Below are 26,044 nucleotides of genomic sequence, written 5' to 3'. Positions count from 1 at the left end.
GCCGGACCGTTCGCGGTCAGGCAATGAAGGGTCGTCGGGGAAACCCGGCGGCCCTTTTTGTCGCCGTCAGTGCAGCAGCTTGGTGAACCAGCCGGTCAGGTGCTCGGCCACCTCGACCACCGTCGCCCAGATCAAAAACAGATAGAGGGCGCTGGCGGCGGTCGCGACGACGCCGAGCAGGATGGCGACCCCGTCGCGCTGCATCATGCCCAAGGCGAACAGAACCAGAGCGATACCGGGCAGGGCGTCTCCGAACGGAATGGGCAAGGCCATGATCAGGGCCAGCACGACGCACACCAGGCCGGTGAAGGTGTCGGCGACATCGCCGGTCAGCAGCGGCAGGCGTGGGCGGGTCAAGCGTTCGATGGCGCGGACCATCTTCAGGACGCTCAGGCCATTCGGCCGTCTGCGAACGGCGCGCCTCACGCCGTCGGAAAAGATGTAACGGCGCCCGGCGATCCGCACCTTCGCAGACAGCACCCAGCGACGCAGCCAGGCCGGGGCTGCGAACGGCGTGGCGATCAAGGACGTGTAGGCGGCGCGGGACACCGAGGCCTTCAACATCCAGCGTGGCAGCCAGACGCTCTGTCTCTGGAAGGCCAGTTCCAGCGACATCAGGATGATCGGCACGGCGAAGACCGCCTTGCCGCCGGGCGGCCAGGGCAAAAGCGCCAGCAGCGACAGGATCAGGATCATGGCCCCGAATCCGCGCTCGCCGAACGACGCGACCAGTTCGGCCATGGTCAGCTTGGGTTCTGGGGCGTGGCCGAGGTCTTCAAGAACGTCGGAGAACCGCCGCAGGTCGTCGTTAGGAGGCGGTTGGGCGGGCATCAGACGGGGCGCTCGGCTGGAGATTGCGCCCATCTAGGCGGTCGGCGCGCGGATCGCCACTTACAGAACGGACAGGCGGTCAGATAAATCGACTGTGTCTCAGTCCTGCACGTGCTCGGGTTTGCCTTTGCGCTTGGTCTCCGCCAGGTCTTCCAGCTGCTTTTCCGTCATGGACTCGACCATGGACTTGGACGCGCCCTTCAGCTTTGACTTCGGCGTATCTCCACGTTTGGCTGACAGGGCGGCGCCGGCGGCCTTTTGCTGAGCGGCGGATTTGGCGGGCATGGTCTGTCTCCTTGTGCGGAGACAAGCCGTCAGCCGCCCAGCAGTTCCCGTCCGATCAGGAAGCGGCGAATCTCGTTGGTGCCGGCGCCGATGTCATAGAGCTTGGCGTCGCGGACCAGTCGTTCAACCGGCCATTCCTTGGTGTAGCCGGCGCCGCCCAAGGCCTGAACGGCCTCCATCGTGACCTTCACCGCATTTTCGGACGCCAGCAGGATGGCGCCCGCCGCGTCGTAGCGCGTTGTCAGGCCGGCGTCGCAGGCACGGGCGACCGCGTAGACATAGGCGCGGGCGCTGTTCAGGGCGACGTACATGTCGGCGATCTTGCCCTGCATCAGCTGGAACGAGCCGATCGGCTTTCCGAACTGCTTGCGGTCGCGGACGTAGGGCAAAACCACGTCCAGCGCGGCCTGCATGATGCCGAGCGGACCGGCGGCCAGAACGGCGCGCTCATAATCCAAGCCGCTCATCAGCACGCCGGCGCCGCCGCCCAGCGGACCCATGATGTTCTCTTCGGGCACTTCGCAATCCTCGAACACCAGTTCGGCGGTGTCCGAGCCGCGCATGCCCATCTTGTCCAGCTTCTTGGAGACGCTGAAACCCTTCATGCCCTTTTCGATCAGGAAGGCGGTGCAACCCTTTGATCCCGCGTCCGGATCGGTCTTGGCATAGACGACGAGGGTGTCGGCGTGGGGCGCGTTGGTGATCCAGAATTTGGTGCCGTTCAGAACGTAGCGATCACCCTTCTTTTCGGCGCGAGTGCGCATCGACATGACGTCGGAGCCTGATCCGGCCTCGGACATGGCCAATGAACCGACGTGTTCCCCGCTGATCAGCTTGGGCAGATATTTCTGCTTCTGCTCGGCCGTACCCCAGCGGCGAATCTGATTGACGCACAGGTTGGAGTGGGCGCCGTAGCTGAGGCCGATCGAGGCCGAGGCGCGCGACACTTCCTCCATCGCGACGACGTGTTCGAGATAGCCCAGGCCGAGGCCGCCGAACTCTTCCTCGACGGTGATTCCGTGCAGGCCCAGCTCGCCCATTTCGGGCCAGAGTTCGCGTTTGAACGCGTTCTTATCGTCGATCTCGGCGGCCAGCGGCGCCAGGCGATCGGCGGCCCAGCGGGCGGTGGTGTCGCGGATGGCGTCGGCGTTATCGCCAAGGCCGAATTCCATGGATTGGGGCGCGAAGGGAATGCTCATGCGCTAGGGCGTAGCATCGCGCACGGCCTTTCGCCAAGCGCTGTCAGGCGCGGTCAGCCCGTCCCCAGCGCCGATAGCAGTTGTAGCCTGATACCCCCAGGCAGGCTGCGGCGACCAAGATCAGGACCCAGGCGACCGTGGCGGTGTCGCTGCTGTTCGATAGCGACGCGCGGCGAAAGGCGGCCATGGCGACGCCAAGGCAAAGAGCGCCCAAGCCGCCCATGATGACGAAGGTCAGGGTTTCCCCCAGCCCCGAGCGCCGGTTGGCCCGAGCGCGCGCCACGGCCTCGCGCGTGCTCAGCACGTCTTCACCGGATGCTGCGTCGCCCTCGATGGCCGGTTCGACGGGGCTGTCGGCTGGCGCGGCTTCGGCCAGGCCTGGCGCGGTCAGCACCACGCTGGTCTTCTGCGCATCGGCGAAGCCCGACGACGGCTCCGGCTGCGTGGCTTCAACCGGCGCGTGGATGTCGTTGGCGGCGATGATCGGCGCAGCGACGGAGACGGTCTCCGATTGTCCGGTCAGCGGCATAACGTCCGGGACCGGGCCGACAGCCGTCGCGGCATAGATGGCGTGCGGCTGGGGCGCGGTGGTCGCTTGAGCCAGCGCTGCGCCGTCCTGCGCCGGGAAGGGAGCGACGGCTTCATCCAGGGCGCCGTCGACGGCGGGCAGGGTCGGCTCGTCCGTCTCGAAAGGAGACGGCAGGGGTGCAGCGAGAAGATCCGCCAAGGTGACCGGCGCGCCCGGTGCGGCGTTGAACAGCGCATGTTCAGCAGATCGGCGACGCGTAGGTTTTTCAGCGGCCGCTTCATCGGCCCAGGCGCTCAAAGAGGCGGACGCCTGACGCGCAGATCCCGCGTTCAACTGCTCGACCACGTCGGAGGCGGCAAACCTGTCTGCGCCGATGGAAAAGGCGAAACTGGCCAGGGCGTCGAACTGATGCTGGTTGAGAGGAACGCGGACGTGATTGGTCACAGCCTTCACGACCGGGATCAGGTCGTATTGCATCAGCAGTTCGGCCTCGGCCTCGGACACCCTCGCGCCCTCGCGGGCCGACTGGGTGTGGCCATAGCCGATGACCCAGCGACCGTCGCTGCGTTGCATGGCCCGAGGCCGGAAGCCTTCGAAACTCTTGATGAGCAGGACGCCTTCGCGGGACACCTTGCTGGGTTTGGGGAAGACGTCAGACACAGTTGACCCAATTGGAAACAGGCGCGCGGCGCTCGCACCGCTCACAGCAAGGGCCGCGCCGGATCGTCCGCGTCGTGTCTAGAGCAGCACCAGTGTGGCCAGACCAAGGAAGATCAGGAAACCGAAGAAGTCGGTGGTCGCTGTGACGAACACGGCGGACGACACGGCCGGGTCGAACTTGAGCTTCGACAGGGTCAGGGGCGTCAAGACGCCGATCGATGCGGCGACCAGCAGGTTCAGGATCATGGCCGCGCCGATCACCAGGCCGATCTTCCAGTCTTCGTCCCGGAACCAGAAGCCGGCCGCGATGCCGATCAGGGGCGCCAGAATCAGGCCGTTGGCCAGGCCGACGACCATCTCGCGCCAGAAGGTGCGCGGGGCGTTCGAACTGTTCAGCTCGCGTGTCGCCAGGGCGCGCACGGTCACGGTCAGGGCCTGGGTGCCGGCGTTGCCGCCGATGGCCGAGACAATCGGCATCAGCACGGCGAGAGCGACGATCTGCTGGATGGTGGCCTCGAACAGGCCGATGACGCTGGCGCCCAGGGCTGCCGTCGCCAGATTGATCGCCAGCCAGGGCACGCGGCCGCGAACGATCTCGGGCACGGACGAACCGCGGTCCTCGTCGGCGACACCGGCCAGACGCAGGATGTCCTCGCGGTTCTCTTCCTGAATGATGTTGACGATGTCATCGACGGTGATCTGCCCCACCAGGCGACCGGCCGCGTCCACGACGGGCGCCGAGATCAGGTGGTATTTCTCGAAGATGTAGGCGACTTCTTCCTGATCCTGATCGACGGCGATCTCGTTGATCGGCTCCATCAGATCGGTCAGGGCGACGGTGCGCGCGGCGCGGAGAAGGCCGCTGATCGGCACGCCGCCGACCGGGCGGTTCAGCGGATCGACCACATAGATGTCGAAGAACAGCTCGGGCAGGTCGTCGCCCTGTTTGCGGATGTGGTCGATGGTGTCGCCCACGCTCCAGAACTGGGGCGCGGCCATCACCTCGCGCTGCATCAGGCGCCCGGCGGACTCTTCCGCATAGCCCAGGCTGCTTTCGATGGCGGCGCGATCGACCTCGGGCATGGCGGCCAGAACGCGCTCGCGCTGGTCGTCCTCCAGATCCTCGACGACGGCGGCGGCGTCGTCGGAATCCAGTTCCTGCAGCGCCTCGGCCAGGGTGCCGTGCGGAACTCGCTCCAGCACTTCCTCGCGGATATTGTCGTCCAGCTCGGGCAGGGTTTCGGCCAGAAGCTCCGGCGGCAACCACAGCACCACGACGGCGCGGTGTTCCGCCGTCAGAAAGCCCATCAGGTCGGCGACGTCGGCCGGGTGCAGGTCTTCGAGAAGGGAGCGCAGCCGCATCCCGTCGCCGTCGTCGGCGGCGTCCACGACTTTCTCGACGAATTGAGGGGTGAGGACATAGTCCTCGTCCAGGGCGGCGTGGTCTTCGTTATCGAGCGTCTCATCTGGAGCAAAGGCGGTGTCCGTGGTGCTCACGTGGTCGCCTCCCTTGGTAGAATGTCCAGCCGTACTTAGCCGATGAATCGCCCTGTTTAGCCAGATGGTGCGGTCGAGAAGACTCGAACTTCCACGGGTTGCCCCACAGCGACCTCAACGCTGCGCGTCTACCAATTCCGCCACGACCGCTCGCATCGGAGCGGCGGCGAATAGACGAAGCCGTTGGAAAAGGAAAGGGGCGAAATGAACGACGCAAAGACGTCGCGGATCAAAGCCTCAGGCCGACCCGGCCATGAAGTCGTACACGTCCGCCTGGCGGGTGACGGTGATGGCGATACGGTCGTCTCGGATCTCGATTTCGCCGCGCGCGACCGGATAGTTGTTGGCCAGGATCCAGACCTCGTCGCCCTCTGCGGCATCGAGGGGAATCACCGCGCCGCGACCCATGCGCAGAAGTTGCGACATCGGCAGCACCGAGCGACCCAGAACCACTGAGATTTCGACATCGACGGCGTTGATCTGGGTCACGTAAAGCTCTCTTCACTGGAGGGCCGTCTCTTGCAGAAACGCCCTGGCGATCACATTGAAGCGTCATGCTTGCTGAGCCGTTAAGCCCGTCCCTTCAGAAACTGCGTCTCGACGATGACCGACCGGTCGAATGGGCCGTTTCGAAAGGCTACGTCGACTATGCGGCCGCGGAGGCCTTCATGGAGGCGCGCGTCGCGGCCATTGCGGCGGGCGAAGCGAATGAGCTGGTCTGGTTGCTGGAGCATCCGCCGCTCTACACCGCCGGCGTCTCGGCCAAGGACGACGACCTTCTGGATGCCGGACGGTTTCCGGTGCATCGCACAGGGCGGGGCGGGCAGTTCACCTATCACGGGCCGGGACAGCGCGTGGCCTATGTGATGCTGGACCTGAACCGGCGCGGCAAGGACGTCCGGTGTTTCGTGCGCGGGCTTGAGCTGTGGCTGATCGGCGCCCTGGATACGCTCGGCGTAAAGGCCGACATCCGGCCCGGTCGCGTGGGCGTGTGGGTCGAGCGCAAGGGGGCGGGCTGGTCGCGCGAGGACAAGATCGCCGCCATCGGCGTCAAGGTCCGCAAATGGGTCAGCTTCCACGGCATCAGCCTGAACGTGGAGCCGGATCTGGATCATTTCGGCGGCATCGTCCCGTGCGGCATTCAGGAACACGGCGTCACCAGCCTAGTCGATCTCGGCGTTCTGGCGACGATGGACGAGGCGGACGAGGCCTTGAGGCGCAGCTTCGATCGGATCTTCGGCGCAGCGGTCGAGGCGTCGGCGCCGCTTTGATACGCGCCGCATCGCCGCAGCCCATGTGACAATCGGGCGAAATCCCGCGCGGCGGGGTTGGCAAGCGCTGGACGCATGGGGTTTAACCTTTCCCACGAGCTTGAAATCAAAGGCCGCAGGAAACCCCATGAACCGAATGATCGCCGCCGCATCGGCCGCCGTTCTGTCGCTGACCGTCGCCGCCGGCGCCGCTGTCGCACAGGATTTTCGCGCTCTGGCGCAGCAAGACCTTCAGGCCGCGCATGACGCCCTGGCCGCCAACCACCCCGCCGCCGTGATTTCCGGCGCGCCCAGCGAAGCGTTCCGCAGCTGGATCGATGCCGGCCTGACCGATGCGCAAGGCAAGGTTGGCCGCGTGAACAGCGGCGACAGCCACGCCTATCTGATGCGCTACTACGCCAACGGCTTCCGCGATTCGAACATCGCGATTCGCCCGACCTACGAAGGCCTCGGTCCCTTCTTCGCGACCAGCTGGCCGGGCGTGACCACGGCGTGGCGCAACGGCGAATATGTCGTCTCCTATGTGAAGCCCGGCGTTCGCAACGTGCCGCCGCTCGGGGCGACCCTGGTCAAGTGCGGCGACAAGACCGCCGCCCAGTTGGCCGAAGAGCGGCTGGACCGCTGGGAAGGCGACCTGACGACGGAAGCCGGACGTGTCCGCACCGCCCCCTATCTGCTGTGGAACCGCAACAACCCGTTCACCGGCGGCGTGCCCTCGCTGTGCACCTTCAAGGTCGGGCGTCGTGATCGCGACTTCCAGATGCAGCCCCAGCCGGCCGACGCCGCCAGCCTGGAAGCCGCCTATCGCGCCACCGTCTACACGCCGGGCGCCAATCCGCTGTCGGTCGAGACGGTCGATGGCCGTCCGTGGATCAACGTTCACACCCTGGCTGACGACGCCGGATGGGACGCCTTCTACGCCGCTGTCGAAGCCCAACTGCCCGCTATTCGCGGCGCGCAGGGGCTGGTCATCGATCTGCGCGGCGCAAACGGCGCTTCGCTGAATGCGACGGGCAAGGGCTATGGCCTGGCCAACCGCATCTGGACGCCCGAATTCACCGTCAGCCGTCAGCCTGAAGCCGGCTCGATCACCTACCGCGCCACGCCCGCAAACCGTCAGTGGTTCGCCGACACCCTGGCGCGCATGCAGGCCGACCCGCGCTTCGTCGCTGAATCCGGCCCGGTCATCGAACAGACCCAGGCCATCGTCGCCGCCTTCGATTCGGCCCTGGCCGCCAATCAGCCGACCTTCACCATGCCGGGCCGTCCTTCGGTGGCGGACACGGGCGCGGCAAACCCCGTGGCGGGTCCGGTCGTGGTCCTGGTCGACGGCGGCTGCACCAGCGGGTGCCTGGATACACTGGATCTGCTGACGCGCCTGCCGAACGTGCGCCTGGCCGGATCGGTGACGGCGGAGGATTCGATCTTCATCGAGCCGACCGTTCTGCGCCTGCCGTCGAACTATGCCGAGCTGACCTATGGTCATAAGGCCTGGACCACGCGTCAGCGCGGCAACGACGCGCCCTTCACCCCGGCGCAAGGCCTTGCCTACACCGGGTCGGCGACGGACGAAGCGGCCGTGCGCGCCTGGGTCGGCACGCTGTTCCAATAAGGAAACAGCCGGTCGAATGATCGAGGGGCGGGCAGGGGGTGGAACCCTTGGCCCGCCCTTCTTATTTGCAGTCCATGACCGATCTCGCCCAAACCTCCGGAACCCTCCGTTCGCCGTCGGGCTATGACCTGACGCCGCCGAACGCCGAAGAACGCGCCCGGCTCGAAGCCGATCTGAACCCAGAGGAAAAGCGCGTCCTGCTCTCCCATGGCACGGAGGCGCCCTTCTGCGGCACTCTGCTGGGCGAGAAGCGGGCCGGCGTATTCTGCTGCCGCGAATGCGGCTTGCCGCTGTTCAAGAGCGGAACCAAGTTCGAAAGCGGCACGGGCTGGCCCAGCTTCACCCAGCCGGTTGATGAAGCGCACGTGCACGCGATCCGCGACACCAGCTACGGCATGATCCGGATCGAGACCCAATGCGCCCGTTGCGGCAGCCACCAGGGTCACGTCTTCCCCGATGGCCCGCCGCCGACCGGAAACCGCTATTGCATCAACTCGGTCGCGCTCAGTTTCGTAGCCGAGGGTGAGCCTCTGCCGGACCCCCTCAACCGCGGCGACGGCATCGCCTGACCTTGGCCTCAATCGCTGTGCTAGGATGATGTCGAACGGAGGTGGCCTATGCTGATCGCAAGTCTCTTGGCGGGTGTGGCGCTGGCGGCGTCGGACGGTGATCCGGATGGCGTGGTCACGACGGCGCCGACAAACGCGCCCACCCTCGCTCAGGCCCTGGCTGCGGCGCCTGAGGCGTCGTTGACTGCGCCGACGGCTCAGGACGCCGCCCCGCACGGCATGACCACCGAACAGCAGATCCAGAACTGGATCAGCGCGCGCACGCCCGGCGCAACCTTCGACGAAAGCGCAGAGCCGGGCGCCCCGGCCGAGCGCAAGATGCATGGCATGGTCGAGGCCGGAATCGGCACCGGCGGCTATCGCAGCTATGGCGCGGCCGTTTCCCTGCCGGTCGGCGAGAACGGTCGCCTGGACCTCGCCTACCGCGAAGGCCGCAACGAACCTTGGGGATACGGCTATGGCGGCTATGGTCTGCGCGGACCGGGCTTCTACTCGCCCTACGGCGGCGGCTGGCGCGGTCGAGGCTATGGGGCCGACACCACGACCAAGTCGATGTCGATGGGGTTCAGCTGGAGCAAGGACGGCGATGCGGATGACCGCGATCCCTATCGCCGGGGCCTGTACGGCTACGACTGAAGACTTTTCCGTCCGATCTGGAAATCAAAAAGGCCCGGCGAAAGCCGGGCCTTTTCAAGTCTCAGATGGTGCCGCCGGGGGGAATCGAACCCACGACCTCAGCCTTACCAAGGATGGTTGCATTGACGCTCTAAGCCTTTCGTTGCTTGGGTTTGACGGGGCGTGCGCGGGTTTGGTCCCCGGATTTTCCCCAGATTGCGTTGATGGTGCCGGCCAGCTCCGACGTGTTCACGTGGGCGTATCGCATCACCATTTGGACCGACTTCCAGCCCCCCAGCTTCATCAGGGCTGTCAGGTCGCGGTTGGCTTGATAGTGCCAGGTCGCCCAGGTGTGGCGGCAGTCGTGAGGGCTGAAATCTGCGATTTCGGCGCGCTTGAGCATTCCCGCCCATGCGGTCTTGATTTGACCGCCACCTCCCGCGCGCACCTCGTAGGCTTCGCCCAGCGGCGTCAGCTTACCTCCTGCCGTCAGACGGGGCAGGGAGCGTCGGAACACGGCTCCGGTGCGATGGGGGAGGGCAGACAGCGCAGCGACAGCGCGCGGGTGTAGGGGAACGCCTCGCGGTTCCCCGTTCTTCGTTTCAGGAAAGACGACATGGGCGCGCGCAAGGTCCACGTCGCGCCAGTCCAGATACAGGGCCTCGGCAATCCGGGCGCCGGTCGAGAAAAGAAAGATGACCAGCGGCCGGATGTGAGGCGCAGCAGCCTCCACCAATCTGTCGGCTTCGTCGTGCGTAACCCAGCGGATGCGACCAGCCGATTGCTTGGGCCGGGCCAGGACGGGCTTTTCGCACCACTTCTTGCGGGCGGCATGGTGCAGGACAGCGGCGACGGGGGTGTAGATGTGCCGGTTGATCGTGGCGCCCGACGCGCCCGGTTTCAGCTTGCGGGCCAAGGCCTCGATCTCGGCCTGACCGATAGCGGCGAGCGGCTTGCGCCCGATGGCGTTGAGGATCGGCGTCAGGTGTGACCGTTCACCACCGGCTTCCATGTAGCTCAGGGCCGCCTCCGCGAATGTGCGGACAGCGGAATCACCGTGGACCGATCGCTTGAGCAGTTCGGCTTCCCTGACCGCCCTGATTTCCTCGGCGGCTTTGCGGTCGCGAGTGCCAGTGCTTTCGTCAACGCTGATGCGCCGGACGGTCCCGCGCAAATACCAGTTTGGCGAGCCGTGTCGTCGTTGGATGGTGAGGGGCATGGGAGGCGCTCCAGAAGTGTTTCCATGTCGGCAGGCGTGAAGACGTAGGTGCGGCCGTGCTTTCGCCCCACGCTGTAGGTGCGGGCCATTCCAACAAGCGCCCGCTCGCTGAACGGGACAAGCCCCTCAGCCACAAGCTGGCGTGCAGTCTTCATCTCCGGCCAACCCACCATCAGACGTCCCACCTCCGGTAGCGATTGGCGAGCGTCAGGGACGCGGCGGGCTGGTCCTCGCTGTGCCGGGTATCGAATAGGCGCGCGACGTGGATCAGTGCGGCCGTGCGGACGCTTTCGGGGATCGCGTCTCCAGGCGTCAGACCGTCAGCGTGGGCGAGTGCGGTTTCAGAGGCCGTCAGGATCAGTTGAGCGATCAGCTCGTCCTCGTCGTCGTAGTCAAGGCGCAGGAACGCCTTGGCCTCGGCCAGGGTGATGATTGGCTCAACCATTGGCCACCTCATCAGGAACAGACCCAAGCGCCACCCAGTTGGCGGGCTGGTGATACACGTCGCCGCCGGGAATCGGGGTCTCGTTCTCGCGCCGCCGGATGTCGTTCGGGGACAGGGCGCCGATCTCGCGGCCGATCCGATAAGCCTCGAACCGGGCCGTAACGTCGCCTTTCAGCAGCGCGGCCAGGTCATGCTCGATGTAGAGGGTGCGGCGAGCGTCATCGGTCAAAAGGCAACGCATCATCGCCGCCTCAATGCGGCTGGCGAGCGGTCCCAGGCAGTTGGCCACCAAGGCGCGAGCCTCTTGCTCGGTGTTGGAATAGGTCGCTTTGTCGGTGATCCCCACGCTCGTCGGCGGAACGCCGAACAGGCGGGCCACGTCCTCATTCGACAGCTTCTGACTGGCTAGGAATTCGGCGTCCTCAGCCGTCCAGGCGAGAGAGGTGTATTTCGCACCGCCGTCCATGATGAGAAGCTGACCGGCGTTGGCGGACCCTTGCAGCCGATCGGCCACAGCTTCGCGGATTTTCACCCGGGCGTCACCCGTCAGGCGCTCGTCATAAGACATCACGCCGCTGGGGCGCAGACCGTTGGCGATCAGGTTTTGCGCCGTCTCGGCCTGGCTGACTCGCAGGGCCATCGCACCACGACCATACTGGATCGCGGACAGCCCGATCACGCCGTCCCGTGATGGCCCGCGAACGTGCAGGATTTCCTCCTGCAGATAGGTCGTCAGACCACCGCGCGGGTCGGTGTGACGATACCGCAGACGGCCGCTGGCCAGACGCTCCACGGACACAAGGCCCGGCTCCAGGGGATAGATCGCCGTCACCTGGCCGCGATTGTCTCGCTCAAGACGTGCGTAGGCGTTGCCGTGCAGGTCCAGCGACCGGATCAGGAACTCGCGAGCCTCGAAGGCCGTCGCCTGGGGATTGGCCATGTCGTGCAGGACCGAATAGAGCGGCAGATCATCGGCCCGCTCTCTGCCGCCGTCTGCCGTCCGCCTGAATACGAACAGACCCGCGCTGGCCAGCATTTCGGAACGGATGTTGACGCAGCGCACGGCGACCGCGCTGTTAGACATCAGCGCGTCGGGGGTCACGGCGCCATAGACGCCCGGATAACCCGCCCAGCCCGCCAGATACGGATCGACGGGCGCAGGGTCCGCCGCGCGGGTCTCGCGCTTGAAGGGCCAAAGGTTCATGCCAGCGCCTCCAGATAACGGCGGGCCTGCGCCAGGCGCAGCAGCCGGTTTTCGGTTGCGGAGCGGGCGTTGATGACCGTGCCCCCATAGGCGGGCCACGCCTTCACCACGCTGATCTCGTATAGGGTCAGAGCCTCCAGCGTTCGCACGCCGTTGGCGCGGGTCTCGCCGCCGGGGGCGACGGCAAAGCCGAAGCTCATCCCGCCCAGGTCGCTGCGCTCGGCCAGGGCCAGCACGTCGCGGCCCTCGGTCGTGTCGGGAACGTCGATGGAGAAGGCCAGGCCGGTTGAGTCCTGCGACAGGCGCAGGGAGCCGGAGCGGGTGCGGGCCAGCAGTCGGGCGGGGTCGTGATCGACAAGGGCCAGAACGTCACGGCCAGAGGCCAGGGAGCCGGTGAAAGCCCCCGACCTGATTTCCTCGTCCACGCCGCCGACGCGAGCCCGCACGCCGAAGGTGGCCGCATAGCCCTCCAGCCGACGCCCGCGTGCGCGGATTTCGACAGGAAGGGAGCGACGTTCGGGTGCGGGCTGCATCATCAGGCCACCGTCACCCCGGAAGCCTTCACAAACGAGGCGGGACGGCGGACGCCGAAGTCCACCGTTGCCATGGCCCGGATCAGGACGTTCCCCTTGGAATAGGCGGTCTCGGCGTAGGGGTTCACCAGAATGTCGAGCTGCGACCAGATCCCCACCAGGAAGTCGGACCAGTCGCCATAGGCCAGGGCGTGTTCGTCATCGTCCGCGCCCAGGTCGTTCGGGGCTTGATTGGAGAACTGCACCGGCTCGCCGTGGAAGGTGGCGGCCCAGGGGATCGGCAAGCCATCCGTCGTGCGGAGCTTCATCGCGGACGCCTTGATCCCGTTCGTGGCCAGGAAGCCACGCGAGGCCGAAACATTGGCCAGGTCCGCCGCCGCGATCATGTCTGCCGTGGTCGTAAACAGGTCGGTGGCGAAGGGCACGGCGGCCACGCCGGGATCGTTCAGCAGCCCGCGCGGCTCGGCTCCAACGCCGGAACCGTTCAGGGCGGCGCGGTCGATCTCCAGCGCGATATTGCGCGACAGCATCTGGCGGATGATCCCGTCCACCGCCGGGCTGGATTGCATCAGCAGTTGACGCGACAGCTCGGTGATCGCACCGACGTGGTGCGGGGTCAGGGTCACGTTGTCGAACGTGGCGTTGCCGGTCGGCAGGGCCTGATCCTCGGCCACCCAGCCGACGTTCGGAGAACCGGTCTCGCGCGGGATGACGACGTTGCCGGTCAGGCCAGTTAGGACGGTTGCGCCCAGGCTTTGCAGCACCGTCGAGGCGGTCAGGGCCGACGTGAACAGGTCAGGCCGGAAGCTCTCGGGGACGATGGCGGCGCTCGTCCCCGTTGTCTGGGTGGCGCGGGTCTCGAAAACCTCGGTGGCGATGAAGGCGCCGTTCGCCTTGCGGCCGGCGCGGCGCTCAAGGAACGCCTGTTCGCGTTCGACCTTGGCTCGCTGTTCGGACGACAGGGCGCCCGGATCGACCTTGTAGAGCAGCGTTTCGCTGATCGACTGCGACCGGATTTCCGGGGCCACGTTGTCATTGATCGGCATTGCCGGGGCGGTGCGCTCGGCGTCGGCCAGGAACTGCGCCGAACGGATTTGGCGGTCCAGGTCGTCCAACTCGGGGCGCTTGGTTTCGATCTCCGACAGCTCGGCGTCGGTGAACTCGCGTCCAGCGGCGGCGGTGCGGATTTCGGTCAGTTTGTCCGCGACGGATGCGCGGCGCTCTTGCAGGGCAGGCAGGTTAGGCATGGGAAAAAGTCTCCATCTGGGCCACGCAGGCCACGCGGAAGGGGCGTCTCTCGACGGCGGGGTTTTCCATCAGGCCCAGGACGGGCGCGGGGAACTGGCGTCTCACGACGGCAATGGGGAATGCGACCTCGACACCTTGAACGTCATGAAGCCGGACCGAACCGGGGACCGCCACGCAGGTGTCTTTTCGTTGTTCGCCGGGTCGCGTCAGCGTCAAAGGATGGCGGCCCTTGAGCGACGACCTGGGGGCATTGCCAAGCGCGGCGGACCCCCTTTTGCCAGGCGCGGCGGGCACGGTCGCGGTGCCGGTTCGGATCATCAGGCGTCGCTCTCGTCTTTCGGGCCAACCTCTAGGGCGGCATCCTCCAGGCGGGCGACGGCATAGGCGCGCCAACGCTCCAGACGCCATTCGCGCACGGAGATGATTGCGGTGCCGCTCATCTCCGTAGCGTTGGCGTCGAACTCTGCGGCCCGCATCCAGACCGGCGAACCCATCTGCGAGCGGACGTGAACGAAGCGGTCGGTGTCCGGGTAGCACTTGAGGAAGCCCAGGAACTCGCAGGCCAAGTTTCCGGCGTAACGAGGCGTGACGCCCTCGCTCAGAAGTTGGCCGTAGAGCTTGAGCGCCATCAGATCGAGGATGTTGAAGCTGCGCGCCCGGCCGGGAACCGTGGCCGGGGCGCAGGGATAGAAGCCTTCCGCCACGGCTTCATTGAAACGCTGGCGGTCGATGTCAGCGATCTCGGCGGCAAGTGCCATCGTCGCGCGAAGTTTGGTCATGGGGTTATTCCGCTATTGGTTTCCCAATAGCTAGAGTCAACCAGTGGGGAAGTCAATAGGTGCTATCGGAAAACCGATAGGTTCCGCCCCTGGCCCGCGATAGCGCCCATTCGATTTCACACGGCAGAGGGCGCGCTCCGATCAGGTCGAGGTTATGCTCCAGGTCCTCCAAGGCGTCCCGCTGGGCTGGCGTCAGTGTATCGAGGTCGGGCATCAGTCATGCACCTCCGGCTCGCGGCCATCATGCTCAGCGTCGCCGTCGAAAGCGCCTTCGTCTTCGCAAGCCTCTTCAAGGTCGGTGTAGGCGACGCCGCCGGTCGGAGACCACCGGATCAGCTGATCCTGATTGTCGAAGGATCGCGCCTCTTGAAACGCGAGGTTGGGCTCGTCGCAGCCATCCGGCTCCAGATCCTCTAAATCGGCGTCGATGCGATCCAGCGCGTTGATGGCGGATTGCCGCAGGCGGTCGATGCGGTCGAGCGCGGCGGCGGCGCGGCGGGCATGGCGGGCGAAGCGGTCGTGATAGCGGCCCAGATGCTCCACCACCGCCTCCAGGCGGTCACGGTCTGTCGGGCTGATGAGGGGGAGCGCGTTAGGCGCACCTATGCTATGGGCGTGAGCAGCCATGACGTGATCCTTGCCTGATCCGTTGCGGTTAGGGGCGCGGGAAGCGTTGGCGCGCTTCCCCGTCCTGCTGATTGTGCTATCATGATTAACATGACTGTGCAATCACGATTAACGCGCAAGAAACCTGGGCCACCAGCTACAGGGAAGGGGGTGCCCGTCATGGTCCGCCTACAGCCTTCAGAACTGGCAGCGCTCGACGCCATTCGCGGTGATCAAACCCGTCCTGCCGCCATCCGCGCGATTTTGAGAGAAAAACTCGATGTCAGATCAGATTGATCAAAAGATTCGTGAGCTTCAGTATTCGGTCGCACGATTAACTGCTGTCCAGCGCGCGGGTGTAGCGGGCGACGAGGCAGTGTCGTTTGCGTTAGTCCACGGGGTCTATCCGGTAATGCACGACGGCAACCATGCGGAATTCAGCGACCAGTTTTCTGTTTCTCGAGAAAGCATGAACCGCGTCAGAAATGGATTGTTGGATGGGACGGTGAAGTCCGCGATGGACGTCGAGCGTCTATTTGATCATGAGCGCGAGCCGAACTTTAAAATCGCGGCCGGATTCGTCCTCCGCTACTTCTTTCTCTCAGGCCTTGAGATGACAGATAGAAAGTGGGCAGATTTCGGATTGACCACAGATGCTCGCCAGCCTTTTCGAGAGTTTAGTTGGGATGAAATATCGCTAGCCTAGGCCGCATCCACCCACGGCTCCCAAGCCTCGGCCTCCGGGCGCATCTCCATCGCGTGCAGCGCCATAGCCAGGGCCACCGCGCCGTCGATCCGGCCCGTCGCCCGGCTCTTGTCCAGCTTTCGGTTTCCTGCCGGGTCTGTCGTGACCACCGCATTGGAGACGCACCAGGTCAGGATGGGGTTGTTGCCGTGACGCAGTTTCCGTTCGGCCACCACGCGCTCCAGCACATCCACCGCCGGGGCCATGTCTCGATACCCCTGGCCATGTTCCACCATGTCCAGATCGGTCACGCCCTCGTCTGCGAGGGCCATCTTGAACGTCTCGATGCGCCAGCGGTCATAGGCGAGGGCTTGAACCTTGAAGCGGCTGCATAGCTGGGCCACGGTCGCGGCGATGAACCGGGGATCGGTCGCCGCGCCTGGCGTCGCCGTCAACGCCCCCTGATCTCGCCAGACGGTGTAGGGCACACGGTCCCGCTCCCCGCGATCCGCCAGCCCATCGCCAGGCAGATAGAACCACGACACTGCGTCAATCGAACCGTCATCGTGAGGGAATACGGCGACCAGGGCCGTCAGGTCGCGCGTGGCGGCCATGTCTAGGGCGAGCCAGCACGACTTGCCGTCGAGGTCGGGCGTGACCGGAGCGCCGCACGCCTTCCATTCGGACAGGGGCAGGAATCGGGTTTCCGCCGCGACTCGCTGATTGAGGATCAGGTTTCGGAACGCGGCCTCTTTCGAGGGTATGCGCTGGGCTTGGGACGCCTGGCGCGCCACGTCATCCAGCGAACGGAAGTCCCCCAAGGCCGGATTGGACAGCGCCCAGGTCTCGGGCGACCACGGGTCCGCATCCTCGGGGGCGGCATAGTGGGTCAGGTGGAAAGACGGATCGTCGATCTCACCGGCCGTCACCCGCAAGCCGTAGTCGATCAGTTCCGACATGGGCGCCAGGTCGTCGGGAGCCTGTGTGGAAATCACCAGCATCAGCGGATCGGCACGCGCGCCCATCGCAGTGTCCAGCGCGTCGAACAAGTCGCGTTTGGTCGCCTGGCCCAGCTCGTCATAGATCACGAATGACGGCGAGAGGCCGTGCTTGCCGGGCACGTCGGCAGATAGGGCCGCATAGACCGAACCCGTTCCGCCTAGATCCTCCATTTCCTTCGCATGGCGACGCAGGCTGATCCGGTCATCCAGGAACGGAACCTTCTCGATGATCGCCGCCATCTCGTTGTAGATCAGCGCCGCTTGCGCCCGGTCGTTCGCGGCCGAATAGACCTGACCTCGCGCCTCGGCCTCCGGTCCCGCCAGGTGACACAGCGCCAGGCCAGCAGCCAGTCCAGTCTTACCGTTCTTCCTTGGGAGACTTAAAACCGCCGTTCGCACCGGCCGGCGGTCGCCTTCCACCGCATAGACCGTCTCAAGAAACTGGCGTTGCCACGGACGCACGGCGAACCGCTCACCCGCCAGCGCGCCCGACGTAACCGGTAGGAACTCCAGGAACGCCACCACACGATCCACGCGGCTCAGCCCTTCCGCCTCCCAAGGAAGAGCTGCCACCGCCTCCACAGCCCGCTTTTCAGCCTTCTTGATGGGCTTGGCCCCAGGTCCACGCAGACCCATCAGACGCCCCAATCCCGAACTAAGTGCGAAGTCGTCTTGGCCGCCGGTCTTTGATCGACAGCCCCTCGTCCTTGAAGGGGGTTATCCCCCGTCAGGAACGGATGATTGGGATCGAGAGGCAAGCCGTCGGCGCCACAGCCCTTGATGGCGATGCCCTTGCCGCCTGCCCGGTCGAGGGCGTTGGTCTTGATAGAGTGACAGGGCGCACAGAGGGCGCGCAGGCCATCCATAGGCGGGAAGGCAGGGCCGCCCTGCTTGATGGCTACGACGTGATCGACGTGTTCGGATACGACTTTGCGGCCACGGTGTTCGCACGTCTCACAGAGAGGGGCTTCTGACAGCTTGGCCTTGCGGAGCCTTTGCCACCGGGCGGTCGTGTAGGGCCAGTCAGCCACGGGCGATCCTCCCGGCCAGGCGGCGCAGCTCCCGCTCTATCTCGCTCTTGTCTTCATGGAAGCGTTCCGGGTCACGGTGCGAGGGTGACAGGTGGCGCACCTTCTCGGCCATCAGCAGCAGCGGGTTCGCGTCACCACCACTGCGCCCACCTATAAAGGTGGTGGCGCAGGTGGCGCAGTGGCGCATACGGGTTGCGCCACCACCCTTTTCATCTAGGTGGCGCAAGGTGGCGCAGTGGCGCATCAGGACATCTCCGACCAACGGCCAACCTCGATCACCGGACGCTCTTTCCGATGCTCGTCAGTGGCCATGACCTTCACGAGGAGGCCCTCTTTCAACCACCGGGCCAGCAAACCCTTGACCTTCTGCTTGGCGGCCTTGTTCTCCAGGTCGAGGCCCAGCACCTCAGCGACGGCGATCCCGACCCATTCCTTCGCCTGGCTGTTCTCGCGCCACAAACCACCGTCCACCTTGCGCTGCACGGCCAGCAGATCGGCCGTCTGAACCCCGTCGAACGGGTCAGGCCATTGCCAGCGGGTGACGACGCCGACCTGATCGCTCTCGTTGAAGGCGTCGCCGTTATCCAAATCGACCCCGACCATCTGAAACCAGTCGGAGCCCTCGGGAGGGGGCGCGAGGTTGGCCTTGCCGTTATCGACCCGGAAGTAGGAGCGGTGACGCTCCACCCCGGCGCGCTCGGCTTCCTCTTTGCTCATCTGGTTGAGGACACGCGCAGAGCGGACAGCGGCCAGCAGCGCGCCAGCACCGCGACCGTCCTCGACTGTGATTTCCGGCCCGTGGGCCTTCCTGACGTGGTGGACCAGCTCAACCGCGACGTTGGCCTTGTCCGCGATCCTGGCCCATTCAGCCGCGACACGGCCGATGGCGTTGTTGTCGTTCTCGGTGACGGCATGGGAGCTGACGAACGGGTCAATGATGATGACGTCCAGATCGAACTCGCGGGCCGTGTCCAGCACGCGCTCGACGTTCGGCGCGAGGATGGTCGTTCCCGTGGCGGTCTGTTCAGCGACCAGCAGGGGCATCTCCCGGCCGCTACCAACGAAAAGCCAGTCTTCTAGGTCGCTGGCGCCCAGATCATACTTGAGGCAGGCCGCACCGATCCGGCGTTCGGTTTCCTCCATCGGGTCTTCGCCATTCCAATAAGCGACCTTGAGGCGCTGATCGGGTCGAACGCCCAGAAGCGGCTTGCAACTGGCCATAGCCATGCCTTCGACACCGACCAGCGACGACTTGCCGACACCGCCTGGGGCAAAGGTCGCGGAGATGAACTTGCGGATGTAGTGGCGGCCATAAAGCCAATCCCGGCGCGGCAGGCTAGACGGATCACGCCAGACGAAAGGGCGAACCCAGGCGTTCAGGGGCGTGTCGAGGTCTTCCGTGGAAGGCTCGTCATCGTTGGCCCGCGCCACCGCGATCTGACCCGCTTGGGAGCGACTGTCGACATATCGATCGCCGGTCCAAACCTTCTGTCCGCCCATGCCGTCGCCCACTCGTTGGCCGACAGATGGCTTTGCCCGCTTAACCTGGATCAGCCGCGCCGCTTCCTCGAACTCGGCGTCGTAGTCTCGAACAACGGTCATGACAGCACCACCGGGATGCTGTAGGCTGACCCCCGTTCGTGCCCCCAAGCTGAACTGTGATTGACCCCGGTGCGCCCTGCCAGGCCGCCGGGGTTTTTCGTTCTGGGGTAGAGATGGGGAGAACGAGACGCGAACAGGCTTCCCGGATTTTCCCCGGATTTGGCCAGGGTGTTCTCCACCCGTTCACGTTCACGATGTTGGGGAGAAGGATGCGGGCGGGCTGTTAAAAGCCCGCCACACAAGGTCTCAGATGGTGCCGCCGGGGGGAATCGAACCCACGACCTCAGCCTTACCAAGGATGCGCTCTACCACTGAGCTACGGCGGCCCCGACTGAGGAAGCGGCCGTATAGCCAAACCCTTCCGGGGAGGGAAGCGGCTTTTTGACGATCTGAAAGAAAGTTTGGACATGGCCCGTGATCACGGCATCATCGCGCCATGACTCGCACGCCGCATGACGCCGATACGCCCTCCGCCGCCGCGCAGGCGACGCCGGTCGTCGAATCGGGCCCCGAATTTGAAAAGGCGCGGGCGAAGGCGGAAAAGGCCATGCGGCTGGCCTCGGCGCTCCGGGCCAATCTGCGGCGACGCAAGGCGCCGGCGCGAACGCCGGCCGCGCCACGCGACAGCAACTGAAAGTCATCGGCTCGCGATCACGCAGCCCTTTGGCAAGCGCCCGCCGGCTTGCTAGAGAACCTTCCCCCCGAGGCGTTGGCCCCGGGCGCGCTTAAGGACGTCATGGACAGCATCGCCATTCAGGGCGGCGCCCAGCTTTTCGGGGACATTCCCGTCAGCGGCGCCAAGAACTCCGCCATCAAGCTGATGGCCGCCTCGATCCTGACGGATCAGCCCTTGCTGCTGACCAATATGCCGCGCCTGGCCGACACCCGATTCCTGGGTCAGTTGCTGCGCCAGTTCGGCATCGAAGTGACCGAGCGTGACGGCGCGGACGGGCAGGAGAGCCTGTTCCACGCCAAGGACCTGACCTCGACCTTCGCCCCCTATGATCTGGTTCGCCAGATGCGGGCCTCGTTCAACGTGCTTGGGCCTTTGCTGGCGCGCACCGGCGAGGCCAAGGTCTCGCTGCCGGGCGGCTGCACCATCGGCGCGCGTCCGGTCGATCTGCACCTGCAGGCGCTGACGGCGCTGGGCGCCGAGATCGAGCTGGACGAAGGCTACGTCACCGCCCGCGCGCCCAAGGGTCTGAAGGGCGCCGAGATCGAGTTCCCCTTCGTTTCGGTCGGCGCCACCGAACATGCGCTTCTGGCCGCCGTGCTGGCTGAGGGCACGACCGTCCTGCGTCGTGCGGCGCGCGAACCCGAGATCGGCGATCTGGCCCACTGTCTGACGGCCATGGGCGCCAGGATCGAGGGCATCGAGACGGACGTCCTGACCATTACCGGCGTCTCGTCGCTGAACGGGACGACCTGGTCGGTGATTCCCGACCGGATCGAGATGGGCTCCTACGCCGTCGCCGCCGCCATGGCGGGCGGCGAGGTGCGGCTGACCAAGGCGCGGGCTGAACTGATCGGTTCGCTGACCGACAAGATGGTCGAGGCGGGCGTCGAGGTGTCGCCGACCGCCGACGGCGTGCTGATCAAGCGCGACCCGAAGCAACGCCTGAAGGCCGTGGATGTCGAGACGGCCATCTATCCGGGCTTCGCCACCGATCTTCAGGCCCAGTTCATGGCGCTGATGACGACGGCGGAGGGCGTCAGCACGATTCGCGAGACGATCTTCGAAAACCGCTTCATGCACGTGCCGGAGTTGGCGCGACTGGGCGCCGACATTTCGGTCCACGCCGGAGAGGCGCACGTCACCGGCGTCGAGGTTCTGCACGGCGCCCAGGTGATGGCCACAGATCTTCGGGCCTCGATGTGCCTGGTCATCGCAGGCCTCGTCGCCGAGGGCGAAACGACGGTCGGACGCGTCTATCATCTGGATCGCGGTTTCGAGCGTTTGGAAGAAAAGCTCGGCGCGTGCGGAGCCGACATCCGCCGCATAAGGGGAATAGGTGATGAGCACTGAGATCGACAGCGTCATCCCCGAAGCCAAGGCGCCGGTCGAACCGCTGCGTCTGCTGGCCGAGGACGCCGACGATCTTCAGATCATCTCCGCCGCGCTTCAGGACGCGATCCTGCGCCCCGTCGACATCGTCTGGGAAAAGGCGGCCCGAACCCTGACCATCGCCTTCAGCCGCTTCTGCTGGGAGTGCGGCGGGACGCGCGTGATGTGCGCCATGCAGTTCGGCGACGTTCTGGCGGTCAAGAGCCGTCGCCTGTCGCGCAGTCCCGACGCCTCGCTCGAACTGCTCGCGCTCGAATTCATTCCGACCGAGGACCTGAGCGGGCGCGTCATCCTGATGTTCGCCGGCGGCGGTGATCTGCGAATCGACGTGGAATGTCTGGACGCCGTGGTCACGGACATTTCCGACCGCTGGCCCGCACGGATCGCGCCGACCCATCTGGACACGCCCGAACTGGACGAAGGGACTGCGGCATGAGCGCCGATCATAAGCTGGCCTCGGTCGAACTGGACGCCGCGACCCTGCCGGCGGCGACGGCCGAGATCGAGCACGAGCGTCGCGTCGCCATCTTTGATCTGGTCGAGAAGAACAGCTTCGAGCCCGTCGGCGCCGAGGGCGGACCCTACAGGCTGAAACTGTCGCTTCAGGACAATCGCCTAGTGTTCGACATCGACGGCGACAACTTCACGCGCACCTACGCCATCAGCCTGACGCCGCTGAAGGGTGTGATCAAGGACTATCTGATGATCTGCGACAGCTACTACGAGGCGCTGCGCGGATCCTCGGCCAGCCAGATCGAATCGGTCGACATGGGCCGGCGCGGCCTTCACAACGAAGGGGCCGAGCAGCTGAAGACGCGGTTGGACGGCAAGATCGTGGTCGATCACGAGACGTCACGGCGCCTGTTTACATTGCTCTGCGCCCTCTACCGTCGCGGCTGACCTCGACTATCTCTGTGATTTCGGGCATTAGGCCCGTCCATTCCGCCCCTCGCGCCCGCCCGGCGTGGGGTCGAACGCATATTCAACGGGCGTGAGAGGCCGCATGGCTAAGGAAGAACTGCTCGAGTTTCCCGGCACCGTCAGCGAACTGCTGCCGAACGCCACCTTCCGCGTGACGCTCGAGAACGACCACGAGATCATCGCCCACACCGCCGGCAAGATGCGCAAGAACCGCATCCGAGTCCTGGCCGGCGACAAGGTGCTGGTCGAAATGACCCCCTACGACCTGACCAAGGGTCGCATCACCTATCGCTTCAAGTAAGTGGCTGCGGGTCGCCCCGAACTGGTGCTGGCTTCGGCCAGCCCGCGCCGCATCGAACTGCTGGCGCAGGTCGGGATCACGCCCGACCATATCGATCCCGCCGACATCGACGAGACGCCTCTGAAGGGCGAGACCCCGCCGCGTCTGGCCGAACGGCTCGCCACCTCGAAGGCCCTGGTTGTCGCAGAACGCCGTCCCGACGCGGTTGTCATCGCCGCCGATACGGTTGTCGCTGTCGGGCGTCGTTTTCTGGAGAAGGCGGCGGACGAGGCCGAGGCGACGCGTTTTCTGAAACTGCTGTCCGGCCGCAATCACCGCGTCTTCACCGGCGTCGCCGTGTGGCGCGACGGAAAACTATCGTCGCGCGTCAACGAAACCCGCGTGACCTTCAAACCCCTGTCCGACCACGAGATCGCATCCTACGTCGCCACGGGCGACTGGCGCGGCAAGGCCGGCGGCTATGGCATTCAGGGCCCAGCGGCCGCCTTCATCCAGCGCATCGTCGGCAGCCATCCTTCCGTGATGGGCCTGCCCGTCTATGAGGCCGTCCAGCTCTTGCACGGCGTCGGCTGGCGTTCATGAGCGGCGCAGTCGAGGTCTTCCTCGACGAGACGCCTGGCGAGACGCGTGGCGCGATCATGCGCGACGGCCGCTATACTCATCTTCTGATCCACCGCGAGGATGATGCGGCGCAGACCCAGCTCGGCGCCCGCTCGGTGGGGCGTGTCATCGAGGTGAACCCCGGCTTGCGCGGCGCCTTCGTTGATATCGCCGCACAGACCGCCGCCTTTCTGCCGTTCCCGAGAAATGACCGAATCACCCAAGGCCAACGGCTGGAAGTCGTCGTTGCCGCCGAACCTCGTGCCGGGAAAGGGGCGGCAGTTCGGTATCTAGGACCGGGGGAGGGGACGCCCCGCCTGATTCAGCCCGCACCCAGCATCGCCGAACAGTTGCGCGAGCTCGCGCCCGGCGAGGAATCAGTCACCGGCATCGCCGCCATCGACGCCGTGGTCGAGGCGGAGGAGGAGGCTTTGGCTCAATCGATCGGTTTCGCCTCGCATGGAATCGATCTCGCCGTCGAACGCACGCGCGCCTTGGTGGCTGTGGACATCGACTTCACCTCCACCCCCGGTCGTGATCCGAAACAGGCAAGGGCGGTTGCGAATCGCGAGGGGTTGAAACAGGCGGCGCGGCTGATCGGCTTGCGTAACTGGGGTGGTTTAGTCGTCATCGACATGGTCGGGGACGGTCAGGACGCCGAGGCGCAGTCCAAGGTCGTGCGGGCCGCGTTCGGTCATGAACCCCAGGCCGTCTTCGGACCCGTCAGTCGATTCGGCCTGTTGCAGATGTCGCTTCCCTGGCGCCGCACGCCGATCGAGGAGGTCTTGCTCGACGCCGGCCGACGCCCCTCGGTCCAGACGCGGGCTATATCTGTCGTGCGCGCTTTGCGACGGCAACTGCTGGCGGATACCTTGTCGCCACGCATCATCGGGCGCTGCGCACTGGACGAAGCCCTGATCGCTTATCCGCTGGCGGCGCGTCTGGGACCGCGAGCGGTGATCCAGGCCGATGCCGCGATCCCGCCAGGGCGCGGACGAATAGAAGAGGGTTGAGCCGTGGCTTCCTGTCCCATCTGCCGCAAGGCCGACGCCGATCCCAAGTACAAGCCCTTCTGCTCACGCCGCTGTTCCGACGTCGATCTGCAGCGCTGGTTCACAGGCGGCTACGCCATTCCGGTCGCCTTGGACGAGGGCGCGGAAGATGATGACGAAAAGGACGGATTGGGCGCTGGACAGGCGGAAAAGCCTCCCCTATAGACCCGCCTCTCGCGACGCCGCGTCGGCGCCTGGATAGCTCAGCTGGTAGAGCAGCGGATTGAAAATCCGCGTGTCGGTGGTTCGAACCCGCCTCCAGGCACCATCTTTTCCCACACCGTGAAAATCGATTGTTTTGAGCGCATGATCCTGCGCTGCGGCCTTCGCGCCGCCCTCGGGATTCAGCTGGCTTGCAGCGATCAGCCCTACAACTCGCCATATCGGGAAATGATCGCGCTCAGGATGGCCGTTTTGAACAAACTTGCTCCATCTGACGTCGGATCATCATCAAAATGTCGCGCGGCTGCACTCTAATGCACCGGTTGGTGGAACTTTTCTCCATGTCTCTCGACGGGTTAAAAGCCCCTCTTGTCCCTTGACGCTCCGGTAAGGGTTCGTCAAAGGGTTGAGGCGCCTTCGCAAGAAGACGTTAATGCGGATCGCCGGAGACGTGTCTCCGAAGGTTCGACCAGCGGAGACGAGGCGGGCGACCGGTTCGATCTCCACCGAAGATTTCAGCGGGCTCTGATCCTCGAAAGGACGGGCGCGTTGAAGGAAACATTTCAGGTTGGGGGGCGGTCGCTGACTATGGCCGCACCTTTGGTTCCACGAGTCAGACCAAGCAGGAACTGGCGAATTATGCTGAACAGCAAAAAGACGAATATCCTTCTCGCCATGGCCGGCGCCGCCGCGCTGATGGCGAGCTCGCCGGTCCTGGCCCAGGCCCCGGCCGAGCCCACCCCGGCCGCCTCGACTGCGGCTCCCGCAGCCGCCGCTCCGGCTGCCGGCGAAGCTGACCCCGCAACGGTGAACGACGCCGTCGGCGGCGGTCACGGCGACATCACCCCGATCTCCATGTTCATGGAAGCCACGGTCGTCGTTAAGGTCGTCATGGCCGGCCTGCTGCTGGCCTCGATCCTGTCGTGGACCCTGCTGCTCATCAAGCTGTTCGAGTTCGGCGCTCTGAACCGCAAGACCGACAACTTCCTTGAGAACTTCCGCGGCGCCCGCACCATCGCTGACATGCGCGCCATCTCGACTCAGGAAGAGTTCGACGGCAACCCGCTGGCCGACATGGCCGCCGCCGCCACCGAGGAAATCGAACTGTCGCGTCAATCGGGTCTGTCGGTCACCGGCGATCACCTCGACTCGGCCATGGCCCGCGCTCAGTCGGCTGTCGCCGCCGTGCAATCCGGTCTGGCCCTGCGCCTGTCGGGCGGCCAGCAGTTCCTGGCGTCGGTCGGCTCGATCGGTCCGTTCGTCGGTCTGTTCGGCACCGTTTACGGCATCATGAACTCCTTCATCGGTATCGCCCAGTCGAACACGACCAACCTGGCCGTCGTGGCTCCGGGTATCGCTGAGGCTCTGCTGGCCACCGGCATCGGTCTGTTCGCCGCTATCCCGGCCGTTGTGTTCTACAACTACTTCAACACTCGCATCGCTGCTTACGGCACGCGCGCCGACGGCTTCGCCGCTGAGCTGCTGAACGGCATCTCGCGTCAGCTCGACAAGGGGGCGTAAG

Annotated in this window: 32 protein-coding genes and 3 tRNA genes; 15 read left to right on the top strand and 20 right to left on the bottom strand. The window is 65.4% G+C overall.

The features are described 5' to 3' along the window. Positions 1–66 precede the first annotated feature (66 nt). The 7 genes from HF680_RS13960 to HF680_RS13930 form a co-directional block, all read right to left on the bottom strand. Positions 67–831, bottom strand: a complete 765-nt coding sequence (locus HF680_RS13960; protein WP_205196293.1) for an exopolysaccharide biosynthesis protein — start codon at positions 829–831, stop codon at positions 67–69. 99 nt (positions 832–930) lie between these two features. Then, positions 931–1,116, bottom strand: coding sequence for a DUF3008 family protein (locus HF680_RS13955; RefSeq protein ID WP_039247297.1), 186 nt, complete (start codon positions 1,114–1,116; stop codon positions 931–933). Between the two features lie 29 nt (positions 1,117–1,145). Beyond that, positions 1,146–2,315 carry an isovaleryl-CoA dehydrogenase gene (locus tag HF680_RS13950; protein WP_045811313.1) on the bottom strand — a complete coding sequence of 390 codons (1,170 nt, stop codon included), beginning with the start codon at positions 2,313–2,315 and terminating at the stop codon, positions 1,146–1,148. Positions 2,316–2,358: 43 nt separating this feature from the next. Further along, positions 2,359–3,504 (bottom strand): lysozyme, encoded by a 1,146-nt coding sequence (locus tag HF680_RS13945; RefSeq protein WP_052689568.1) that lies wholly within the window; start codon positions 3,502–3,504, stop codon positions 2,359–2,361. A 78-nt stretch (positions 3,505–3,582) separates the two neighbouring features. Next, the gene (gene mgtE / locus HF680_RS13940) at positions 3,583–5,001 is read right to left on the bottom strand and encodes a magnesium transporter (RefSeq protein WP_045811312.1); all 1,419 of its coding nucleotides are present in this window, start codon (positions 4,999–5,001) and stop codon (positions 3,583–3,585) included. 65 nt (positions 5,002–5,066) lie between these two features. Continuing rightward, a tRNA-Leu gene (locus HF680_RS13935) sits at positions 5,067–5,151 on the bottom strand. 87 nt (positions 5,152–5,238) lie between these two features. Next, entirely contained in the window at positions 5,239–5,490 is a 252-nt protein-coding gene (locus HF680_RS13930) for a FliM/FliN family flagellar motor switch protein (RefSeq protein ID WP_017505209.1), read from the bottom strand. A gap of 65 nt (positions 5,491–5,555) precedes the next feature. On the opposite strand from HF680_RS13930, the gene lipB reads away from it, so the two are divergent. The 4 genes from lipB (at position 5,556) to HF680_RS13910 (ending at position 9,089) form a co-directional block, all read left to right on the top strand. Continuing rightward, positions 5,556–6,272 (top strand): lipoyl(octanoyl) transferase LipB, encoded by a 717-nt coding sequence (lipB, locus tag HF680_RS13925; RefSeq protein ID WP_185225472.1) that lies wholly within the window; start codon positions 5,556–5,558, stop codon positions 6,270–6,272. 127 nt (positions 6,273–6,399) lie between these two features. Beyond that, entirely contained in the window at positions 6,400–7,884 is a 1,485-nt protein-coding gene (locus HF680_RS13920; protein WP_185225471.1) for a hypothetical protein, read from the top strand. Between the two features lie 74 nt (positions 7,885–7,958). Then, complete coding sequence (gene msrB, locus HF680_RS13915; protein ID WP_185225470.1) at positions 7,959–8,453, top strand: peptide-methionine (R)-S-oxide reductase MsrB; 495 nt, start codon at positions 7,959–7,961, stop codon at positions 8,451–8,453. 48 nt (positions 8,454–8,501) lie between these two features. Then, positions 8,502–9,089, top strand: a complete 588-nt coding sequence (locus HF680_RS13910; protein ID WP_039247305.1) for a hypothetical protein — start codon at positions 8,502–8,504, stop codon at positions 9,087–9,089. A gap of 130 nt (positions 9,090–9,219) precedes the next feature. Here the strand turns inward: HF680_RS13910 and HF680_RS13905 are convergent, their stop codons facing one another. From HF680_RS13905 to HF680_RS13870, 8 genes are all read right to left on the bottom strand, one after another. After that, positions 9,220–10,287: a tyrosine-type recombinase/integrase gene (locus HF680_RS13905; RefSeq protein WP_185225469.1), complete on the bottom strand. Its 1,068-nt coding sequence runs from the start codon at positions 10,285–10,287 to the stop codon at positions 9,220–9,222. A 172-nt stretch (positions 10,288–10,459) separates the two neighbouring features. Beyond that, positions 10,460–10,732, bottom strand: a complete 273-nt coding sequence (locus HF680_RS13900) for a head-tail connector protein (RefSeq protein WP_185225468.1) — start codon at positions 10,730–10,732, stop codon at positions 10,460–10,462. Beyond that, positions 10,725–11,936, bottom strand: coding sequence for a phage portal protein (locus HF680_RS13895; RefSeq protein ID WP_185225467.1), 1,212 nt, complete (start codon positions 11,934–11,936; stop codon positions 10,725–10,727). Before HF680_RS13895 ends, HF680_RS13900 begins: the two co-directional genes overlap by 8 nt. Next, entirely contained in the window at positions 11,933–12,472 is a 540-nt protein-coding gene (locus tag HF680_RS13890) for an HK97 family phage prohead protease (protein ID WP_205196292.1), read from the bottom strand. Before HF680_RS13890 ends, HF680_RS13895 begins: the two co-directional genes overlap by 4 nt. Further along, positions 12,472–13,716, bottom strand: coding sequence for a phage major capsid protein (locus HF680_RS13885; RefSeq protein ID WP_185225466.1), 1,245 nt, complete (start codon positions 13,714–13,716; stop codon positions 12,472–12,474). The genes HF680_RS13890 and HF680_RS13885 overlap by 1 nt, the downstream gene beginning before the upstream one ends. Next, a complete protein-coding gene (locus HF680_RS13880; RefSeq protein ID WP_185225465.1) occupies positions 13,709–14,035 on the bottom strand; it encodes a hypothetical protein in 327 nt (108 codons plus the stop codon). Before HF680_RS13880 ends, HF680_RS13885 begins: the two co-directional genes overlap by 8 nt. Next, positions 14,035–14,496 (bottom strand): hypothetical protein, encoded by a 462-nt coding sequence (locus HF680_RS13875; RefSeq protein WP_185225464.1) that lies wholly within the window; start codon positions 14,494–14,496, stop codon positions 14,035–14,037. Before HF680_RS13875 ends, HF680_RS13880 begins: the two co-directional genes overlap by 1 nt. A 213-nt stretch (positions 14,497–14,709) precedes the next feature. Further along, positions 14,710–15,123: a hypothetical protein gene (locus HF680_RS13870; RefSeq protein ID WP_185225463.1), complete on the bottom strand. Its 414-nt coding sequence runs from the start codon at positions 15,121–15,123 to the stop codon at positions 14,710–14,712. Between the two features lie 259 nt (positions 15,124–15,382). Between HF680_RS13870 and HF680_RS13865 the strand changes: the two genes are divergently transcribed. Beyond that, positions 15,383–15,808, top strand: coding sequence for a hypothetical protein (locus HF680_RS13865; RefSeq protein WP_185225462.1), 426 nt, complete (start codon positions 15,383–15,385; stop codon positions 15,806–15,808). On the opposite strand, the gene HF680_RS13860 is transcribed toward HF680_RS13865, so the two are convergent. The 5 genes from HF680_RS13860 to HF680_RS13840 form a co-directional block, all read right to left on the bottom strand. After that, positions 15,805–17,424, bottom strand: a complete 1,620-nt coding sequence (locus tag HF680_RS13860) for a terminase large subunit (RefSeq protein ID WP_185225461.1) — start codon at positions 17,422–17,424, stop codon at positions 15,805–15,807. The genes HF680_RS13865 and HF680_RS13860 overlap by 4 nt on opposite strands. Next, positions 17,424–17,819, bottom strand: coding sequence for an HNH endonuclease signature motif containing protein (locus HF680_RS16270; protein WP_185225460.1), 396 nt, complete (start codon positions 17,817–17,819; stop codon positions 17,424–17,426). Before HF680_RS16270 ends, HF680_RS13860 begins: the two co-directional genes overlap by 1 nt. Then, the gene (locus tag HF680_RS13850; protein WP_185225459.1) at positions 17,812–18,063 is read right to left on the bottom strand and encodes a hypothetical protein; all 252 of its coding nucleotides are present in this window, start codon (positions 18,061–18,063) and stop codon (positions 17,812–17,814) included. The genes HF680_RS16270 and HF680_RS13850 overlap by 8 nt, the downstream gene beginning before the upstream one ends. Next, the gene (locus tag HF680_RS13845; RefSeq protein WP_205196291.1) at positions 18,063–19,421 is read right to left on the bottom strand and encodes an AAA family ATPase; all 1,359 of its coding nucleotides are present in this window, start codon (positions 19,419–19,421) and stop codon (positions 18,063–18,065) included. Before HF680_RS13845 ends, HF680_RS13850 begins: the two co-directional genes overlap by 1 nt. Positions 19,422–19,672: 251 nt before the next feature. Continuing rightward, positions 19,673–19,747 (bottom strand) — tRNA-Thr (locus tag HF680_RS13840). A gap of 110 nt (positions 19,748–19,857) precedes the next feature. Here HF680_RS13840 and HF680_RS13835 point away from each other — a divergent pair. From HF680_RS13835 to HF680_RS13790, 10 genes are all read left to right on the top strand, one after another. After that, positions 19,858–20,055 carry a hypothetical protein gene (locus HF680_RS13835; protein ID WP_185225458.1) on the top strand — a complete coding sequence of 66 codons (198 nt, stop codon included), beginning with the start codon at positions 19,858–19,860 and terminating at the stop codon, positions 20,053–20,055. A gap of 102 nt (positions 20,056–20,157) precedes the next feature. Continuing rightward, entirely contained in the window at positions 20,158–21,447 is a 1,290-nt protein-coding gene (gene murA / locus HF680_RS13830) for a UDP-N-acetylglucosamine 1-carboxyvinyltransferase (protein ID WP_185225457.1), read from the top strand. Further along, complete coding sequence (locus HF680_RS13825) at positions 21,437–21,922, top strand: DUF2948 family protein (RefSeq protein ID WP_185225456.1); 486 nt, start codon at positions 21,437–21,439, stop codon at positions 21,920–21,922. The genes murA and HF680_RS13825 overlap by 11 nt, the downstream gene beginning before the upstream one ends. Then, a complete protein-coding gene (locus HF680_RS13820; protein WP_039247308.1) occupies positions 21,919–22,386 on the top strand; it encodes a UPF0262 family protein in 468 nt (155 codons plus the stop codon). The genes HF680_RS13825 and HF680_RS13820 overlap by 4 nt, the downstream gene beginning before the upstream one ends. A gap of 103 nt (positions 22,387–22,489) precedes the next feature. Further along, positions 22,490–22,708, top strand: a complete 219-nt coding sequence (gene infA / locus HF680_RS13815; protein ID WP_008261544.1) for a translation initiation factor IF-1 — start codon at positions 22,490–22,492, stop codon at positions 22,706–22,708. Continuing rightward, positions 22,709–23,290, top strand: coding sequence for a Maf family protein (locus tag HF680_RS13810; RefSeq protein WP_185225455.1), 582 nt, complete (start codon positions 22,709–22,711; stop codon positions 23,288–23,290). It begins immediately after the preceding gene. Continuing rightward, a complete protein-coding gene (locus HF680_RS13805) occupies positions 23,287–24,321 on the top strand; it encodes a ribonuclease E/G (protein ID WP_045811301.1) in 1,035 nt (344 codons plus the stop codon). The genes HF680_RS13810 and HF680_RS13805 overlap by 4 nt, the downstream gene beginning before the upstream one ends. 3 nt (positions 24,322–24,324) lie before the next feature. Beyond that, positions 24,325–24,525 carry a DNA gyrase inhibitor YacG gene (locus HF680_RS13800; RefSeq protein WP_045811300.1) on the top strand — a complete coding sequence of 67 codons (201 nt, stop codon included), beginning with the start codon at positions 24,325–24,327 and terminating at the stop codon, positions 24,523–24,525. Positions 24,526–24,552: 27 nt separating this feature from the next. Continuing rightward, positions 24,553–24,628, top strand: a tRNA-Phe gene (locus HF680_RS13795). Between the two features lie 533 nt (positions 24,629–25,161). After that, positions 25,162–26,043, top strand: a complete 882-nt coding sequence (locus tag HF680_RS13790) for a MotA/TolQ/ExbB proton channel family protein (protein WP_039247314.1) — start codon at positions 25,162–25,164, stop codon at positions 26,041–26,043. The last annotated feature ends 1 nt before the right edge of the window (position 26,044 follow it).

This window comes from Brevundimonas huaxiensis (genome assembly GCF_014218725.1).
Taxonomy (GTDB): domain Bacteria; phylum Pseudomonadota; class Alphaproteobacteria; order Caulobacterales; family Caulobacteraceae; genus Brevundimonas; species Brevundimonas huaxiensis.
This window is presented reverse-complemented; position numbering and strand designations above follow the sequence as displayed.

What these genes read in the sequence shown, in the direction of transcription:
- HF680_RS13865 (WP_185225462.1), top strand. Translation starts at nt 15,383, where the DNA reads ATGTCAGATCAGATTGATCAAAAGATTCGTGAGCTTCAGTATTCGGTC.
- HF680_RS13905 (WP_185225469.1), bottom strand. Translation starts at nt 10,287, where the DNA reads ATGCCCCTCACCATCCAACGACGACACGGCTCGCCAAACTGGTATTTG.
- infA (WP_008261544.1), top strand. Translation starts at nt 22,490, where the DNA reads ATGGCTAAGGAAGAACTGCTCGAGTTTCCCGGCACCGTCAGCGAACTG.
- HF680_RS13835 (WP_185225458.1), top strand. Translation starts at nt 19,858, where the DNA reads ATGACTCGCACGCCGCATGACGCCGATACGCCCTCCGCCGCCGCGCAG.
- HF680_RS13790 (WP_039247314.1), top strand. Translation starts at nt 25,162, where the DNA reads ATGCTGAACAGCAAAAAGACGAATATCCTTCTCGCCATGGCCGGCGCC.
- HF680_RS13910 (WP_039247305.1), top strand. Translation starts at nt 8,502, where the DNA reads ATGCTGATCGCAAGTCTCTTGGCGGGTGTGGCGCTGGCGGCGTCGGAC.
- msrB (WP_185225470.1), top strand. Translation starts at nt 7,959, where the DNA reads ATGACCGATCTCGCCCAAACCTCCGGAACCCTCCGTTCGCCGTCGGGC.
- HF680_RS13955 (WP_039247297.1), bottom strand. Translation starts at nt 1,116, where the DNA reads ATGCCCGCCAAATCCGCCGCTCAGCAAAAGGCCGCCGGCGCCGCCCTG.
- lipB (WP_185225472.1), top strand. Translation starts at nt 5,556, where the DNA reads ATGCTTGCTGAGCCGTTAAGCCCGTCCCTTCAGAAACTGCGTCTCGAC.
- HF680_RS13885 (WP_185225466.1), bottom strand. Translation starts at nt 13,716, where the DNA reads ATGCCTAACCTGCCTGCCCTGCAAGAGCGCCGCGCATCCGTCGCGGAC.
- HF680_RS13890 (WP_205196292.1), bottom strand. Translation starts at nt 12,472, where the DNA reads ATGATGCAGCCCGCACCCGAACGTCGCTCCCTTCCTGTCGAAATCCGC.
- murA (WP_185225457.1), top strand. Translation starts at nt 20,158, where the DNA reads ATGGACAGCATCGCCATTCAGGGCGGCGCCCAGCTTTTCGGGGACATT.
- HF680_RS13860 (WP_185225461.1), bottom strand. Translation starts at nt 17,424, where the DNA reads ATGGGTCTGCGTGGACCTGGGGCCAAGCCCATCAAGAAGGCTGAAAAG.
- HF680_RS13825 (WP_185225456.1), top strand. Translation starts at nt 21,437, where the DNA reads ATGAGCACTGAGATCGACAGCGTCATCCCCGAAGCCAAGGCGCCGGTC.
- HF680_RS13875 (WP_185225464.1), bottom strand. Translation starts at nt 14,496, where the DNA reads ATGACCAAACTTCGCGCGACGATGGCACTTGCCGCCGAGATCGCTGAC.
- HF680_RS13850 (WP_185225459.1), bottom strand. Translation starts at nt 18,063, where the DNA reads ATGCGCCACTGCGCCACCTTGCGCCACCTAGATGAAAAGGGTGGTGGC.
- HF680_RS13845 (WP_205196291.1), bottom strand. Translation starts at nt 19,421, where the DNA reads ATGACCGTTGTTCGAGACTACGACGCCGAGTTCGAGGAAGCGGCGCGG.
- HF680_RS13870 (WP_185225463.1), bottom strand. Translation starts at nt 15,123, where the DNA reads ATGGCTGCTCACGCCCATAGCATAGGTGCGCCTAACGCGCTCCCCCTC.
- HF680_RS13920 (WP_185225471.1), top strand. Translation starts at nt 6,400, where the DNA reads ATGAACCGAATGATCGCCGCCGCATCGGCCGCCGTTCTGTCGCTGACC.
- HF680_RS13950 (WP_045811313.1), bottom strand. Translation starts at nt 2,315, where the DNA reads ATGAGCATTCCCTTCGCGCCCCAATCCATGGAATTCGGCCTTGGCGAT.
- HF680_RS13900 (WP_185225468.1), bottom strand. Translation starts at nt 10,732, where the DNA reads ATGGTTGAGCCAATCATCACCCTGGCCGAGGCCAAGGCGTTCCTGCGC.
- HF680_RS13805 (WP_045811301.1), top strand. Translation starts at nt 23,287, where the DNA reads ATGAGCGGCGCAGTCGAGGTCTTCCTCGACGAGACGCCTGGCGAGACG.
- HF680_RS13820 (WP_039247308.1), top strand. Translation starts at nt 21,919, where the DNA reads ATGAGCGCCGATCATAAGCTGGCCTCGGTCGAACTGGACGCCGCGACC.
- HF680_RS13960 (WP_205196293.1), bottom strand. Translation starts at nt 831, where the DNA reads ATGCCCGCCCAACCGCCTCCTAACGACGACCTGCGGCGGTTCTCCGAC.
- HF680_RS13880 (WP_185225465.1), bottom strand. Translation starts at nt 14,035, where the DNA reads ATGATCCGAACCGGCACCGCGACCGTGCCCGCCGCGCCTGGCAAAAGG.
- HF680_RS13895 (WP_185225467.1), bottom strand. Translation starts at nt 11,936, where the DNA reads ATGAACCTTTGGCCCTTCAAGCGCGAGACCCGCGCGGCGGACCCTGCG.